14 protein-coding genes are annotated in these 15845 nt (G+C 72.7%); 2 read left to right on the top strand and 12 right to left on the bottom strand.

The features are described 5' to 3' along the window. Nucleotides 1-1086: a glutamate--cysteine ligase gene (locus tag AB0J53_RS22875; RefSeq protein ID WP_219503252.1), complete on the top strand. Its 1086-nt coding sequence runs from the start codon at nucleotides 1-3 to the stop codon at nucleotides 1084-1086. A 26-nt stretch (nucleotides 1087-1112) separates the two neighbouring features. Here AB0J53_RS22875 and AB0J53_RS22870 read toward each other — a convergent pair whose 3' ends face one another. The 12 genes from AB0J53_RS22870 to AB0J53_RS22815 form a co-directional block, all read right to left on the bottom strand. Then, a complete protein-coding gene (locus tag AB0J53_RS22870) occupies nucleotides 1113-1862 on the bottom strand; it encodes a sulfite exporter TauE/SafE family protein (RefSeq protein ID WP_364175434.1) in 750 nt (249 codons plus the stop codon). A gap of 63 nt (nucleotides 1863-1925) precedes the next feature. Continuing rightward, nucleotides 1926-3773 (bottom strand): gamma-glutamyltransferase family protein, encoded by a 1848-nt coding sequence (locus AB0J53_RS22865; protein WP_364175432.1) that lies wholly within the window; start codon nucleotides 3771-3773, stop codon nucleotides 1926-1928. After that, nucleotides 3770-4747 (bottom strand): oligopeptide/dipeptide ABC transporter ATP-binding protein, encoded by a 978-nt coding sequence (locus AB0J53_RS22860; protein WP_364175430.1) that lies wholly within the window; start codon nucleotides 4745-4747, stop codon nucleotides 3770-3772. Before AB0J53_RS22860 ends, AB0J53_RS22865 begins: the two co-directional genes overlap by 4 nt. Next, nucleotides 4744-5709 carry an ABC transporter ATP-binding protein gene (locus tag AB0J53_RS22855; RefSeq protein WP_364175427.1) on the bottom strand — a complete coding sequence of 322 codons (966 nt, stop codon included), beginning with the start codon at nucleotides 5707-5709 and terminating at the stop codon, nucleotides 4744-4746. The genes AB0J53_RS22860 and AB0J53_RS22855 overlap by 4 nt, the downstream gene beginning before the upstream one ends. Continuing rightward, nucleotides 5706-6581, bottom strand: coding sequence for an ABC transporter permease (locus tag AB0J53_RS22850; RefSeq protein WP_219503245.1), 876 nt, complete (start codon nucleotides 6579-6581; stop codon nucleotides 5706-5708). Before AB0J53_RS22850 ends, AB0J53_RS22855 begins: the two co-directional genes overlap by 4 nt. Then, entirely contained in the window at nucleotides 6574-7533 is a 960-nt protein-coding gene (locus AB0J53_RS22845; protein WP_219503243.1) for an ABC transporter permease, read from the bottom strand. Before AB0J53_RS22845 ends, AB0J53_RS22850 begins: the two co-directional genes overlap by 8 nt. Continuing rightward, nucleotides 7533-9044 carry an ABC transporter substrate-binding protein gene (locus AB0J53_RS22840; protein WP_219503240.1) on the bottom strand — a complete coding sequence of 504 codons (1512 nt, stop codon included), beginning with the start codon at nucleotides 9042-9044 and terminating at the stop codon, nucleotides 7533-7535. Before AB0J53_RS22840 ends, AB0J53_RS22845 begins: the two co-directional genes overlap by 1 nt. Before the next feature lie 197 nt (nucleotides 9045-9241). Next, nucleotides 9242-9925, bottom strand: a complete 684-nt coding sequence (locus AB0J53_RS22835) for a GntR family transcriptional regulator (RefSeq protein WP_219503237.1) — start codon at nucleotides 9923-9925, stop codon at nucleotides 9242-9244. After that, nucleotides 9918-11687, bottom strand: a complete 1770-nt coding sequence (locus AB0J53_RS22830; RefSeq protein ID WP_364175422.1) for a hypothetical protein — start codon at nucleotides 11685-11687, stop codon at nucleotides 9918-9920. Before AB0J53_RS22830 ends, AB0J53_RS22835 begins: the two co-directional genes overlap by 8 nt. After that, nucleotides 11678-12427, bottom strand: coding sequence for an ABC transporter ATP-binding protein (locus AB0J53_RS22825; protein WP_219503230.1), 750 nt, complete (start codon nucleotides 12425-12427; stop codon nucleotides 11678-11680). Before AB0J53_RS22825 ends, AB0J53_RS22830 begins: the two co-directional genes overlap by 10 nt. Next, on the bottom strand, nucleotides 12424-13032 hold the full coding sequence (locus tag AB0J53_RS22820) for a TetR/AcrR family transcriptional regulator (RefSeq protein ID WP_364175419.1): 609 nt from the start codon (nucleotides 13030-13032) through the stop codon (nucleotides 12424-12426). The genes AB0J53_RS22825 and AB0J53_RS22820 overlap by 4 nt, the downstream gene beginning before the upstream one ends. A gap of 54 nt (nucleotides 13033-13086) precedes the next feature. Then, the gene (locus tag AB0J53_RS22815; protein WP_364175416.1) at nucleotides 13087-13542 is read right to left on the bottom strand and encodes an NUDIX domain-containing protein; all 456 of its coding nucleotides are present in this window, start codon (nucleotides 13540-13542) and stop codon (nucleotides 13087-13089) included. A 275-nt stretch (nucleotides 13543-13817) separates the two neighbouring features. On the opposite strand from AB0J53_RS22815, the gene AB0J53_RS22810 reads away from it, so the two are divergent. Continuing rightward, nucleotides 13818-15326, top strand: a complete 1509-nt coding sequence (locus tag AB0J53_RS22810; RefSeq protein WP_364175413.1) for a PQQ-dependent sugar dehydrogenase — start codon at nucleotides 13818-13820, stop codon at nucleotides 15324-15326. The last annotated feature ends 519 nt before the right edge of the window (nucleotides 15327-15845 follow it).

Below are 15845 nucleotides of genomic sequence, written 5' to 3'. Positions count from 1 at the left end.
ATGGTTCCGTTGATCGGGATCGAGGAGGAGTACCTCGTCGTCGATCCCCGCACCCGCCACGTCACTCCCCGGGCGGCCGACGTGCTGGCCGCCGCCACGGACATGCTCGACGTGGCGCACGAGATCACCCGATTCCAGGTGGAGGCCCGGACAGCGCCGTCCGCGGACCTGACCGAGCTGGGCACACAGCTGCGCGCCGCGCGCAAGGAGGTGGCCGGGGCGGCCCGCTCGTGCGGGCTGGCCGTCGTGGCCAGCGGCATCCCCGTGCTCGGCAACGTCATGCCGCCGCCGCTGACCGAGGACGCGCGCTACGAACAGGGCCGCGTCCTCTACCGCGCGTTACAGGACGAGATCAGCATCTGCGCCCTGCACGTGCACGTGGACGTGCCCGACGAGGAGCACGCCGTCTACGTGGGCAACCATCTGCGCCCCTGGCTGCCCACCCTCATCGCGCTGGCCGCCAACTCGCCGTTCTTCGTCGGCCGCGACACCGGCTACGCCTCCTGGCGGGTCATCTCGTGGGGGCGCTGGCCGGTGTCGGGCGCGCCGCCGTACTTCCCGACGTTCGCCGACTACGAGCTGGCGCTGCGGGCGCTGGCGGAGTCGGGGGCGCTGATGGACCCGAAGACGGTCTTCTGGGACGCCAGGCCCTCGCCCAAGCTGCCGACGGTCGAGGTGCGCGTCGCCGACGTGCCGCTCGACGTGAGCGACAGCCTCACCATCATCGGCCTGGTCCGCGGCCTGGTCGTCACGGCGCTGGCCGCCGTGGCGCGCGGCGACCGCGGGCTGCCCGTTCCCGGCGAGGTGCTGCGCGCCGCCTACTGGCGCGCCGCCCGCGACGGGCTCGCGGGCGACAGCCTGGACGTGCGGCACGGCACGCTCGTGCCCGCCCCGGTGCTGGTCGGCCGCCTGCTCGACCACGTACGGCACGCCCTGGCGGAGGCCGGTGACCTGCCGTTCGTCGAGGAGGGGCTGGATCGGCTGCTGCGCAAGGGGTCCGGGGCGGCGCGGCAGCGCCGGGTGCACGCCCGAGGCCACGACCTGGCGGAGGTGGTAGACGACCTCATCGAGGCCACGGTCGCCTGACCGGGGTCGGCGCAGGTCGGCGCAGTTCAGCGCAGGGCGAGCGCCATCGCGACGCCCAGCCCGAAGACGACCACGACGCCGCGCAGCACCGCCGGTGACATGAGGCGGGCCAGGCGGGTGCCCAGCAGGCCGCCCGCCAGGCTCGCCGGCGCGATGACCGCCACCGCCGCCCACTCGACCGGCCCGAACAGCGCGAACGCCACCACCGACACCGTGCAGATCGCCAGCGACAGCACCGCGCGCACGGCGTTGACCCGCTGGAGGTGGTCGTGCAGGAACATGCCGAGCACCGCCAGCAGCAGCACGCCCATGCCGCCGTTGAAGTACGCGCCGTAGCAGCCGCCGAGGAACACCCCGGCGTACACGAGCCTGCTGGGCCGCTCCCCGTCGCCGCCGCCGAACCGCTTGCGCAGCCACGGCTGGGCCAGCAGCGCCAGGCTGGCGAAGGCCACCAGCCACGGCACCAGCGCCTCGAACGTGTCGCCCGGCGTGTTCAGCAGCAGCGTGCTGCCCGCGACCGCGCCCAACACCGCCACCCCCGCCAGCCCGGCCGCCCGGCGCCGCCGCCCGCGCAGCTCGGCGCGGTAGCCGAAGGCCCCGCCGAGGTAGCCGGGCCACAGCGCCACCGCGTTCGTCACCGTGGCGGTCACCCCCGGGTAGCCGAGCGCCATCAGCGCCGGGAACGAGACCAGCGTGCCGCCTCCGGCGAGCGCGTTCACCACGCCGGCCAGCAGACCGGCCCCGGCCAGGAACAGGACGTCACCCAGCGGGATCATGCGAACTCCTTACGTGCGGATCCCGCTGCTGGGGGAAACGGGGAGAACCAATGAAAAGGACGGTCAACGGCCGACCGCGTAGCCCTGGGCGCCGCGCGGGTTCGCGCCGGCCTTCAGGAAGTCGCCGTCACGGGCCACCGCGCTGAGGCGGCCGAGCGACCACGGCCCCTGCACCTCGACCTCGTGCCCGCGCCGCCGCAGCTCCGCCACGACCGCCGGGTCCAGCCGCTCCTCCACATGCACGACCCCCGGCCGGGAGCCGCGCGGGAAGAACGAGCTGGGGAAGTGCTCGGTGTGGAACGTCGGGGCGTCGATGGCCTCCTGGAGGTTCAGGCCGCCGTGGACCAGCGCCAGGAACAGGTTGACGCTCCACTGGTCCTGCTGGTCGCCGCCCGGCGTGCCGAACGCCAGCCACGGCCTGCCGTCACGCAGCGCGAACGACGGCGACAGCGTCGTGCGCGGGCGCGCCCCCGGCCGTAGCGAGGCGGGCAGCCCCTCCTGCAGCCAGAACATCTGCGCCCGGGTGCCCAGGCCGAAGCCCAGCGACGGGATGACCGGCGAGCTCTGCAGCCAGCCGCCGCTCGGCGTGGCCGACACCATGTTGCCGTGCCGGTCGACGACGTCGACGTGGCAGGTGTCGCCGCGCACGACGCCGTCGGAGCTGACGACCTCGTCGCCGGTGTCCTCGGCCGGGACGACGAGCCTGCTCACGGTCGGCTCGCCCACCCCGGCCCGCCGCCCGGAAGCGCCGGGCGCCGGACCGGCGGCGCCGGCCGGGGGCAGCACCGGCAGCCGGGGCTCGCGCCCGCCGGGGGAGCCGGGCCGCAGCTCCAGGCTGGCGGTGTCGCCGATGAGCGCGCGCCGCCCGGCGTTGTACGGCTCGGACAGCAGGTCGGCCAGGGGCACGTCGGTGTCGCCGTACCAGGCCTCGCGGTCGGCGAAGGCCAGCTTGGCCGCCTCGGTCACGGTGTGCACGTAGTCGGCGCTCAGCACGCCCATGCCGGTCAGGTCGTACCCGGACAGCAGCGCGAGCTGCTGCAGGAACACCGGCCCCTGGCCCCACGGCCCGGTCTTGCACACGGTGTGCCCGTGGTAGTCGAAGGTGACCGGCTCCTCCACCGACGCCGACCAGGAGGCCAGGTCGTCGCCGGTGAGCAGGCCGCCGTGCCGCTCGCCGGAGGTGTCCAGCCAGGAGGTGGTGGCGCTGAACTCGGCGATCGCCTCCGCCACGAACCCCTCGTACCAGGCGCGGCGGGCGGCCTGGAGCTGGCCCTCGCGGGAGGCCGACGCGGCCTCGGCCTCGGCCACGATCCGCCGGTAGGTGGCGGCCAGCACCGGGTTGGCCAGCTTCGAGCCCGGCGCGGGCACGTCGCCGCCGGGCAGCCAGGTGGCCGCCGACGTCGTCCACTCGTCGGTGAACAGCTCCTTGACGGTGGCGATCGTGGTGGCGATCCGCTCCAGCACCGGCACCCCGCGCTCGGCGTAGTGGATCGCCGGGGCCAGCACGTCGGCCAGCTTCCAGGTGCCCCACCGCTCCAGCATGAGCATCCAGCCGCCGAACGCGCCCGGCACCGTGGCCGCGAGCAGCCCGGTACCCGGCACCACGTCCAGGCCCAGCTCGGCGAAGCGCTCCAGGGTCGCGGCTGCCGGGGCCACGCCCTGCCCGCACACGGTGGACACGCGCTGGTCGGCCTCGCTCCACAGCAGGATCGGCACCTCGCCGGCAGGCCCGTTCAGGTGCGGCTCGGCCACCTGCAGCACGAACCCGGCAGCCACCGCCGCGTCGAACGCGTTGCCGCCGCGCTCCAGCACGCCCATGCCCGTCGCGGAGGCGAGCCAGTGCGTGCTGGCCACCATGCCGAAGTCGCCCGTCAGCTCGGGCCTCGTGGTGAACAAGTGCGGTCCTTTCATGAGGCGGCGGCCGCGTCGGGGAGGCGGTCCGCCGTGACGAGGTGGCAGGCGGCCGGGTGGCCGCCCGTGCGCGGGTCGGCCAGCTCGGGCTCGCGGGTGCGGCACTCGTCGAACGCCAGCGGGCACCGGGTGTGGAAGCGGCAGCCGGACGGCGGGTCCACCGGGCTCGGCACGTCGCCGCCCAGCACGATCCGCCGCCGCTCGCGCTGCCTGACCGGGTCGGCGACCGGCGCCGCCGACAGCAGCGCCTGCGTGTACGGGTGGCGCGGCTCGGCGAACAGCCGCGCCGTCGGCCCCGACTCGACGATCCTGCCCAGGTACATCACCGCGATCCGGTCGGCCAGGAACTCCACCACCGACAGGTCGTGCGTGATGAACAGGCAGGAGAAGCCCAGCTCCCGCTGCAGATCGGTGATCAGGTTGAGCACCGACGCCTGCACCGACACGTCCAGCGCCGACACCGGCTCGTCGGCCACGACCAGCTTCGGGTTGAGGATCAGCGCGCGGGCCAGCCCGACCCGCTGCCGCTGCCCGCCCGACAGCTCGTGCGGGAACCGGGTGGCCATCTCCGGCCGCAGCCCCACCTGCTCCAGCATCTGCGCGACCCGGCGGCCCACCTCCCGCCTGGCCACCGCCTTGTGGTGGATCAGCGGCTCGCCGACGATCTGCTCGATCGTGAAGCGCGGGTTCAGCGACGAGAACGGGTCCTGGAACACCATGTGCACGTCCCGGCGCAGCGGGCGCATCGAGCGCCGCGACAGGTGCGTGATGTCGGTGCCGCTCAGGCTGATCCGGCCCGACGTGGGCTCGATCAGCCGCAGCACGCACTTGCCGACGGTGGACTTGCCGCTGCCCGACTCGCCGACCAGGCCGAGCACCTCGCCCTTGCCGATCTCCAGCGACAGGCCGTCCACCGCGCGCACCTGGCCATAGTGCATGACCAGGTCGTCGATCTTCAGTACGGGTTCGGTCATGGCTGCTCTCCAGGGTGGAAGCAGGCCGCCAGGTGGCCGGCCGCCTGCCGTACCAGAGGGGGCCTGGAGGTGGCGCAGTCGTCCTGGGCGCGCGGGCAGCGCGCCCGGAACGCGCACTCGTCCGGGTCGGACATCGGCGAGGGGACCATGCCGGGGATCTCCGCCAGCCGCCCGTCGACCGCCGCCGACGGCAGCGCCCGCATCAGTCCCAGCGTGTACGGGTGCCGGGGCCGGGCGAACAGCTCGGTCACCGGCGCCTGCTCGACGGCGCGGCCCGCGTACATGACCACGGCCCGGTCGGCGATGTCGGCGACGACACCGAGGTCGTGCGTGATCAGGATGATCGCGGTGCCGAGCCGGTCGCGCAGGTCGCGGAAGACGTCCAGGACGCCCGCCTGGATCGTCACGTCCAGCGCGGTCGTCGGCTCGTCGGCGATGAGCACGCGCGGCGAGCACGCCACCGCGATCGCGATCATCACGCGCTGCCGCATGCCGCCGGAGAGCTGGTGCGGATACTCCTTGACGCGGCGGCGCGGCGCCGGGATGCCGACGAGCTCCAGCAGCTCGACCGCGCGGTCCATCGCGGCCCGGCGCGACAGCTTCTCGTGCCTGCGCAGGACCTCGGCGATCTGGTAGCCGACCGTGAACGACGGGTTGAGCGAGGTCATCGGCTCCTGGAAGACGACGGACACGTCCTTGCCGCGCACCTTGCGCAGCTCCGGCTCGGGCAGCGTGGTCAGCTCGCGGCCGTCCAGCCTGATCGAGCCGCTGAGCTTCGTCGTGCCGGGCGGCAGCAGCCTGGGCACCGACATCGCGGTGACCGACTTGCCGCAGCCCGACTCGCCGCACAGCGCCAGGATCTCGCCCTCCTCCAGCGTGAGTGAGATGTCCCTGACCGCCTGGACCAGGCCGTCCTCGGTGTCGAAGTGCACGGCCAGGTCGGTGATCTCCAGCAGGCTCATCTGCCGCTCCTCGGGTCGAGCACGTCACGCAGCCCGTCGCCCAGCAGGTTGAAGCCGAGCGTGGCCAGCGCGATCATCACGCCGGGCCAGATGGCCAGCCAGGGCGCGACGTCCAGGTACTGCTGGGCGGTGGTGAGCATGACGCCCCACGACGGGGTCGGCGGCTGCACGCCCAGGCCCAGGAACGACAGCGTCGACTCGCCGATGATCGCCGCCGGGATCGCCACCGTGGCCTGCACGATCAGCGGGTTGGCGCAGTTCGGCAGCACGTACCGGAACAGGATGTGCCGGTCGCCCGCGCCGTCGGCGATGGCCGCGGCGACGTAGTCCATCTCGCGGATCGCCAGCACCTCGCCCCGGGTGATCCGGATGATCGCCGGAAGCTGGGAGAAACCCAGCGCGAGCACCACGCCCTTGAGCGACGGCCCGATGATCGCCGCCAGGCCGACCGCGAACACCAGGAACGGGAACGCCAGCGTCACGTCCACCAGCCGCATCACGACCGGGTCCAGCCAGCGCCGGTAGAACCCGGCCACCAGCCCGATCGGGATGCCGATCACCATCGCCAGCAGCGTCGACAGCACGCCCGCCTGGAGCGACACCTGCGCGCCGTGCGCGATCCTGGCCAGCGCGTCGCGGCCCAGGTCGTCGGTGCCCAGCGGGTGCGCGCCCGACGGCGGAGCCAGCGTCGCCGCGTAGTCCTGCGCCGACGGATCGCCCGTCACCAGCGGCCCGGCCAGCGCCAGCAGCAGGAACGCCGCCACCAGCACCAGGCCCGCCATCGGCATCGGCCGCCGCCGGAAGCGCCGCCACAGCCTGCGCCGCCGGTCGGCCCGGCCCGACCTCACGGGTACGGCCAGCGTCTCAGCCATGACCGCCTCCCGAGAGCCGGATGCGCGGGTTCAGGTAGGCGTAGGCGATGTCGACCAGCAGGTTGACCACCACGTAGCCGATCACCGTGACCAGCACCACCGCCTGGATGACCGGGTAGTTGCGGGTGAGCACCGCGTCCACGGTCAGCTTGCCGAAGCCCGGGATGACGAAGATCTGCTCCGTCACCACCGCGCCGCTGATGAGCGCGCCGAGCTGCAGGCCGAGCACGGTCACCACGGTCGTCAGGCTGTTGCGCAGCGCGTGCGCGCCCACCACCTTGGCCTCCGCCAGGCCCTTGGACCGGGCGGTGCGCACGTAGTCGGCCGACAGCGCGCCCAGCATCGCCGAGCGGGTCTGCCGCATGAGGATCGCCGCGAACCCGGTGCCCAGCACCAGCGCGGGGAGCAGCATGCGTTGCAGGTTCTGCCCCGGGTCCTCGGTGAACGGCACGTACCCCGAGGCGGGCAGCCAGCGCAGCGTCACCGCGAACAGCAGGATGCCGAGCAGCCCCAGCCAGAAGTGCGGCACCGACAGCCCGGCCAGGCCGAACCCGGTCGCCACGTAGTCGGCGAGCTTGCCGCGCCGTACCGAGGCCACGATGCCCGAGCCGACGCCCACGACGATCGCCACCAGCATGGCCAGCGCGGACAGCTCCAGCGTCACCGGCAGCCGCTCGGCGAGGATGTCGGCCACCGGGATCTGGTCCTGGGTGGACCGGCCGAGGTTGCCCGACAGCGTCTGGGCCACGTAGTCGACGTACTGGGCGGGCAGCGGCTTGTCCAGGCCGAACTCGTGCCGGATGGCCTCGACCACGGCGGGCGAGGCCTCCTCGCCGGCCATGACCACGGCCGGGTCGCCGGGCAGCGCCCTGACCCCCAGGAAGATCAGGACGCTGGCCACGAACAGCACGATCACCGCCGAGCCGCAGCGCCGAAGGATGAACCAGACCATCAGGCGACGAATCCGGCGGTGGCGAAGCGGGGCAGGCCGTCCTTGAAGTACTGGACGCCGGCGACGTTCTTGCTCATGCCCAGGTAGTACTTGTTGTGGTACAGGTACACGACGCCGCGGAGCTCGGCGGCCCGCTTCATGGCCTTGCTGTAGAGCTCGGCGCGCTCGGCGGTGTCCTGGGTGGCCGCCGCCTGCTTGATCGGCTCGTCGATGCCCGGGTCGGCCATGCCGGCGAAGTTGTTGCTGCCCTGGCTGGTGACCAGGTTCGTCAGGTTGCCGTCCGGGTCGACGCGGCCGGACCAGCCGCTCAGCATGGCCTGGAAGTCGCCGGACTTGCCCTGCTCCAGGGTGCTGACGAACTCGGCGGTCTCCACCGTGACGGCGAACCCGGCCTCCTTGGTCATCTGCTGGACGACCTGCGCGAGCCGCTGGTTGGTGGCGTCGTTGGGCGAGGTGAGCTTGACCGGGACGGGCGTCGGCACGCCGGACGCCTGCACGAGCTGCTTGGCCTTGGCCAGGTCGCGCTTGGGGCACTGCAGGTCGGGGGTGCGGTAGGCGCTGTCGACGGGCACCGGGAAGCAGTCGACCTCGTGCAGCCCGTTGTAGACGGTCTTGTTGATCTGCTCGCGGTCCAGGGCCAGCTCGAACGCCTCGCGCAGCTCGGGGCTCTTGGCCAGCGGGCTGTCGACGGGGCCGGCCTTCTCGGTGGAGCCGGTGGCGTTGCCGACGTTGATCTGCAGGCCGTAGTAGCCGAGGCCGCCGCCGGAGACGACCTTCAGGTTCGGGTCGGCCTGCACGCCCGCGACGGTGGTGGTGGCGAGCTGGTCGGCCACCTGGACGTCGCCGGACTTGAGGTTGGCGGCCCGCACGTTCGGGTCCACGATGATTTTGTATACGAGCTTGTCGAGCTTGACCTTGGCGGCGTCGTAGTAGTCCGGCGCCTTGTCCAGCACGATCTGGCTGCCCGAGGTCCGGGCGGAGAACTTGAACGGCCCGACGCACACGGGGGAGGCGCCGAAGTTGTCGCCCGCGCCGTCGAGCGCCTTCGGCGACATGATCATCCCGGCCCGGTCGGCGAGCTGCGCGGTCAGCGGCGTGAACGCGCGCTTCAGCGTGAGCTTCACGGTGGCCGCGTCGACGACCTCGACCTCGGAGATGGCCTCCAGGTCGGCCTGGCGGGAGGACTTCTCCCAGGTACGGTGCCGGTCCAGCGACTTCTTGACCGCCTCGGCGTCGAAGGGCGTGCCGTCGTTGAACTTCACGCCGTCACGCAGCTTGATCGTGACTTCCTTGCCGTCCTCGGAGACCTCCGGGAGGGCGGCGGCGAGCTGGGGGACCAGTTCGGACGCGGCGTCGATGTCGTAGAGCTTCTCGCACATGTTGGCGAAGACCTCGCGGCCGACGAGCGTGGTGGAGGTGCTCGGGTCGAGGGCGTCGGGGTCGGCGTTGAGCGCCACGTTCAGCGTGCCGCCGCTCTTCACGGCCCGGTTGTCCGCCGAGGCGTCGGCCACGGAGGGAGCAGCCGACGGACCGCTGGAACCGCCTCCGCCGCACGCTGTCAGTGCGAGGGGCAGCGCGGCGAGTGCCGCGACGATTCTGGGGGACGGTCTCATGGTGCCTCCGAGGGGAACGGGCAGTTCGGACACTGTATACAAGACCTAACATTGCAATTGCACGCTGTTAAGAGCGGTTGTTACCTGAGTGTTTTCTAATTGATTGCGTGCTTTGTCCTGTTAGCTCGCCCGACGGCCGTCAGGAACGACCGCCTGGCGGCCGCCACGTGCGCCACCGCCCTGGCCTGCGCCTCGTCCTCGTCACCCGCCGCGATCGCCTCGTACAGGCTCAGATGCTCCGACCACGAGTGCGGGCCGCGCGCCGCCGCCGTCTGGCTGAACACCCACTGCGCCCGCTGGAGCATGGGCGTCATCATCAGGTTGAGGTAGGAGTTGCCCGCCGCCTCGCCCACGGCCAGGTGGAAGGCGGTGTTGAGATCGGCCACCGCGTCCAGCCTGCCCTCGTCCACGGCCTGCCTGGCCTCCTCGAGCACCCGGCGCAACCGCTCGGCCGACGCCGTCGTGCGCTTGCGGGCCGCCAGCCGCGCCGCCAGCCCCTCGACGGCCATCCGCACGTCGAAGAGCTCGTCGCCCTCCTCGGCCGACAGCGTCGCCACGGTCGCCCCGAACCTCGGGACGACCTGGACGAATCCCTCGGCGGCCAGCACCCGGATGGACTCGCGCACCGGGTTGCGCGAGACCCCGAGCAGGGCGGCCAGCCGGTCCTCGACCAGCCGCTCGCCCTGCCCGAACTCGCCGGACATGATGCGCCGGCGAAGCTCTGCGGTGACCTCGTCGCGCAGGGTCCGGTGGGTTGCGCCGAGGGATACATCAGACATTAGGTGATTTATCGTATACAACCTTCTTCTTGTACCTGTACATGATCCCGAGCCCGGTCCCGTACATCGCCAGCCCCAGCGCGATCATCACGGCCGCCGTCGGGTAGCGCAGCCCCGGCGCCATGTGCGTGGCCAGGAACCAGCTGTGCCCGAGCTGCCCGTTGGCCACGAACACCGCCGCCAGGATGCCCTGCGGGATCAGCGGGATCGCCCCCAGCGACACACACGTGATCACCACCGCCCGCTGGACCTTCGGCATGTCGGGCAGCGCGAACGCCGACGACGCCTTTCCCTCGGCGGCAGGCCGGCGGCCGGTGCGCATCATGTGCAGCAGCTCCGGCCCCTGCGCCGCCAGCCGCCGCTCGGCCAGCGCGCCGAACCACCACAGGCACGCCGCCCCGGTCGCCACCCCCACCGCCACGCCCGGCCAGCCCCACAGCGCCGCCGCCACGCCCGCCGGCACCCCGGACGCCGCCACGAGCACCATCATCAGGTACGCCAGCCCGGTCAGCGCCCCGTCGTCCTCGCTCGTGCGCAGCGGGTTGCCGCCGCGCTTCTGCGGATCGGTGCCCGGCACCAGCGCGTACACCGACACCAGCGGCACCAGCCCCGCGCCGCCGCCGAGCAACGCCACCGACAGCGCCACGATCATCGGCCACGGGCCGCCGTTGACCGCCGTCAGCGCCACCACGAGCACCGCCGCGACCGGCGTCACCGTCACCAGCCACGCCAGCTGCCTGCCGCGCACGTCCGACGAGCCCGGCGTCATCACCGACAGCCAGAGCGCGGTGCCGTCGGCGCCGTAGAGGTTGGCCGTCATCGCCGCCGCCATCACGATGAAGATCGGCGCCGCCCACGGCAGCATCCCGGTCCACCCCAGCACCAGCGGCGCCGCCGCGAAGAACACCCCGTAGGCCAGCGCGAACGTGAGCTGATGGGTGCGCACCAGGTCCCGCGACCACGTCCGCAGCTCCTTGGCCAGCACCGCGTCCAGGGCCGTGGCCGCCCGCATCGGCCTGCGGCCCCGCGTCGACGCCCGCTCCGCCCCGGCCCGCCTCGACAGCAGCGCCGCCCACGCGCCCAGCAGCAGCGCGATCAGCACCGCCATCGCCGCCAGCGCCAGATAGTCGCCCTGGACGGCCAGCACCCCCCACCCGGACGGCAGGTAACGCACGATCGGCGGGATGCCCTCGGCCTGCCCGAGCGCGACCGCGAACACCCAGCCCTGCCCCAGGAACGCCAGGATCGCCCCGTTGACCAGCCCCGCGCCGATCGCCCCCACGCGCGAGCGCAACGCGATGCCCAGCACCCCCACCGCGACCCGCGACAGCAGCACGAACACGGCCAGTTGCAGCACCACCGCCGGCACCGCCACCAGCGCCGGCCCGGCCCCCTCCCGGACGCCGAGCACCACCAGCCCCGTCAGGGCCAGCAGGCTGACCGCCGGCGCCACCCCGACGAACGCCGACACCAGCAGCCCCGCCGCCAGCCGGTGCGGCGGCAGCCCCAGCAGCGAGAAGAACTCCGGCCGCAGCGTCTCGTCACCGCCGCCGGAGAAGACCGGGCCGATGATCCAGCCCAGCATCCACACCGCGAACGCGGCCGCCAGCCAGTCACCGTCGAGGAACGCCAGATAGATCGTGCCGGCCGCGAGCAGCGCGCCCACCGAACCCGCCGAGACCGCCATCGTCCCCCGCTGGCCGGTCAGCGAATGGCGCAGGATCGCCACCTTCATCCGCACCAGCGTCACCGCTACAGCCACGACAGCCCCTTCGTGCCGGTGGTGGCCGAGCCGACCAGCTCCACGAACCTGTCCTCCAGCGTCGCGTCGCCGCGCACCTCCTTGAGCGGCCCGGCCGCCGCCACCCGGCCCCCGTCGATCACCGCCACGTGGTCGCACAGCTGCTCCACCAGCGCCATCACGTGACTGGACAGCACGATCGAGCCGCCGCTCGCCACGAACCCGCGCAGGATCGTCTTGATCGTCGCCGCCGACACCGGGTCCACCGCCTCGAACGGCTCGTCCAGCACCAGCAGCTTCGGCCCGTGCAGCAGCGCCGTCGCCAGGCCGATCTTCTTGCGCATGCCCGTCGAGTACTCGACCACGAGCGTCTTCTCCGCCCCGTCGAGCTCCAGCACCGACAGCAGCTCCTCGGCCCGCGCCGCCACCACGTCCTTCTCCAGCCCGCGCAGCAGCCCCAGATAGGTGAGCACCTCCCGCCCGGTCAGCCGCTCCGGCATGGCCAGGCCGTCGGGCAGTACCCCCACCAGCCGTTTCGCCCCCGACGGGTCCGCCCACACGTCCGCGCCGAAGATCCGCGCGCTCCCGCCGTCGGGCCGGAGTAACCCCACCGCCATCGAGAGCGTGGTGGTCTTTCCCGCGCCGTTCTGCCCGACGAGCCCGTAGAACGATCCCTGCGGAACCGTCAGCTCGACGTGATCCACCGCGACCTTCTCGCCGAACGACTTCGTCAGACCGGCGATGTCCAGCGCCGCTGTCATGGCTGCCTCCTCGTGGCACGCGTGAAAAGGGTGACGAACTCGCGCGCGAGCCCGTCCAGATCGAGCTCCGGATCGTGAAGCAGGCGCGCCGGCACCGCGTCCACGGCGCCGCGGATCGCGATCGCCATGCTCCGCGAGTCGAAGTCGCGGAACTCCCCGGTCGACTTGCCCCACTCGAGCAGCCTGACCACGTCGTCGATCGCCGTCTCGTGCTGCTCCGCGTACGGGCCCGGCCCGCGATCGTCCTCGCCCCGGTTGTACGTGACGATCTCCACCAGCGCCAGCAGCGGCTTGCGGTGCAGGCGCATGAAGTCGAGATTGCTCTCGAAGTAGACCCGCAGCATGTCCGTGGCCGTGGGCTGCGCCAGGATGCGCGGCACCATCAGGTCCGTCGCCACCTTGGCGACCGAGTTCACGACCGCCTCCAGAAGCTGCCGCTTGCCGCCGAAGTGGTAGGAGATCACGCCGGTGCTGATGCCCGCCCGCTGGGCGATCCTCGCCATCGACGCCCGCGCGTACCCCTCCGAGGCGAGCACGTCGATCGCGCACTCGATGATCTGCGCCCGCCGTGCTTCCTCGATGAACGACCGGCCTTCTGACGGCACGGTCAAAACTTTAAACGGCCGTTCAGATTCTGGGAAGCCGCGGGATTTCCCGCCCTAGGGGAGCGACGACTCGATCAGCAGCCGGTGCGACTCCAGCAGACCCTCAGGAAGATCGTCCGGAGCGCACCAGCGGGCCTCCAGGATCTCCAGCGAGTTCAGCCGCAGCGTCCCCCCGCCCACGTAACGGGCCGCGTAGGCGATCTCGACCCGGAGCCGGAACCCGCTGCCCACCCGCACCACCTCGCCGACCTTCACCTCCAGGCCGGTCTCCTCCATGACCTCGCGGACCACCGTCTGCTCGAACGTCTCGCCCCGCTTCGCCCCGCCCGTCGGCAGACCCCACTGCCGCCCCTCCGGCCAGAACCGGTGCCGCAGCAGCAGCACGTTCCCGTCGGGGTCACGCACCACGCCGGTCACCCCGACGACGAACTTGGCCTGCGACAGATAGAGCAGCCGCCACTGCACCGGCCCGCTGATGCGACGCCAGAGCCCGGCCATCAGCTTCTTCACCGGCGTCCTCCTGACCACGTCCCGTTACGAGCAGCGTAGCGATCACGGACGCCGCGCGACGGCCATGTACGTTTCATCCGTCCACGCCCGGGCGGTCCCCGGTCACCCCAGGTCATCGACCCTGAGGCCGTCCACCACGGCACCACCCGGCCCCCGAGCGCTGGCCGGACGGCCGCCCCGCCGGTACCGTCCGGCCGGGCGCGCCGCATGCCCGCCGCGCCCCGGTCCCGGAGAACCCCCCGGACCCCGGACGAAGCCCCGCCTCTGGAGCCCGCATGCCAGCACGACGCTGGGCAGCCCCCGCCCTGCTCGCCCTGTCCCTGCTCGCCCCCTTCACCCCGGTCACCCCGGCCGCCGCGGCCGAGACCGCCCCTCCACCCCTGGAAGAGATCCGCGCGACCACCACCCAGGTCGCCTTCGGGCTGCGCCGCCCCACCGCCATCGCCGCCCCCGACGACGGGACCGGCCGGCTCCTCATCACCGAGAAACGCGGCACCGTACGCGTCTACCACCCGGACACCGGCCTCGCCCAGACCCCGATCATCGACATCACCGCCTCCGTCGACGAATCCGGCAACGAACGCGGCCTGCTCGGCATCGCCCTCGCCCCCGACTTCCCCCAGAGCCAGGACCTGTACCTCGCCTACACCGCGCTCCCCGACGGCGCCGTCACCCTCGCCCGCTACCGGCTCGACGACGCCCGCCTCGAACCCCTCCTCGCCCAGGAGCACGCCGAACACAGCAACCACAACGGCGGCCAGCTCACCTTCGGCACCGACGGCCACCTCTACTGGAGCATCGGCGACGGCGGCGGCGCCGGCGACCCCTTCGACTCCGGGCAGCGCCTCGACACCCTCCTCGGCAAGATCCTCCGCATCGACGTCAGCCGGACCTGCGGCGACCTGCCCTACTGCGTCCCCGACGACAACCCCTTCACCGGCGTCCCGGGCGCCCGGCCCGAGATCTGGATGTACGGGGGCCGCAACCCCTGGCGCTTCTCCGTCGACCACGCGGACGGCTCCCTGTGGATCGCCGACGTCGGCCAGGGCCGCTGGGAGGAGATCAACCACGTCAAACCCGGGCACCAGGCCGGCGCCAACCTCGGCTGGTCCTGCTACGAGGGCCTCGAAGTCTTCGACGAGACCCAGTGCCGCCCCGACGCCCAGTACACCCAGCCGATCTTCACCTACTCGCCCTACACCGGCGGCTGCGCCGTCATCGGCGGCCAGGTCTACCGCGGCCGCCAGTACGCCGACCTCGTCGGCGGCACCTACATCGCCACCGACTACTGCTCCTCCACCGTGTGGGCCCTGCGCGAGGACGGCGCCGGCGGCTACGACCAGGCCGAGATCGGCGAGATGCCCACCCAGGTCACCGCCTTCGGCAGCACCCCCCAAGGCGAGCTCTACGTCGTCAACGACCTCCCCGGCGGCCTGCACCGCGTCTCCTTCGCACGCGCACGGCCCACCTGCTCCATCAAGCCCGTCACCCAGGTCTGGGGCACCGGCATGACCGTCGACCTCACCATCACCAACCTCGCCGACACCCCGGTCGACGGCTGGACCCTCACCTTCCCCCTCACCCCCGGCCAGAAGATCATTTCCGACTGGAACACCACCCTCACCCAGGGCGGCGACATCGTCCAAGCGGTCAACGCCCCGCACAACCGCACCATCGCCCCCGGCGCCGCCGTCACCCTGGGCTACCTGGCCGGCCACACCGGCGACCCCACCCTCCCCACCCGCTTCACCCTCAACAACACCCCCTGCACAATCACCCCCTAACCCCCACGAAGTCCGGCCCCCCGGCCCAACGGAGTCCCGCACCCCGAGCCCAACGAAGGCCCCTCACCCCACCGGCGCCCGGCCCCCGAGCCCCGGGCGCCGGTGAGGCCCCCACGTCCGGGCGTGCCGCCATGTCTGGGCGTGCCGCCATGTCCGGGCGCGCCGCTACCTCGGGGTGCGCCGCCACCTTGGGGTGCGCCGCCACGTCGGGCCATGCCGCCACCCCCGGCGTGCCACCACCCCCGGGCGCGCCGTCACCAGGCGCGTCGCCACGTTCGGACGTGCCACCACCGCCCCGGGCGTGCGCGGTCTCCAGCCGTGCCACCCGTGCGGGCGTGCCGCGACCTCGGCGTGCCATCGCCACCAGGCGCGCCCCACCTTCGGGCACGCCCCGACCTCCGGACATACCGCCCTCCGGGGGCGTGCCCACCACCCCGCCGCCTGCCCCCACTACCTTGCGTGCCGCAACCCCGCGGGTCCCGTCACCTATGCGCCGCCCCCAGTGAGCGGCCGCCACCC

The sequence above is a fragment of the Nonomuraea sp. NPDC049725 genome (assembly GCF_040674795.1).
GTDB lineage: Bacteria > Actinomycetota > Actinomycetes > Streptosporangiales > Streptosporangiaceae > Nonomuraea > Nonomuraea ceibae.
Note: the sequence above shows the minus strand (reverse complement) of the source record. Positions and strands in the feature narration are given on the sequence as shown.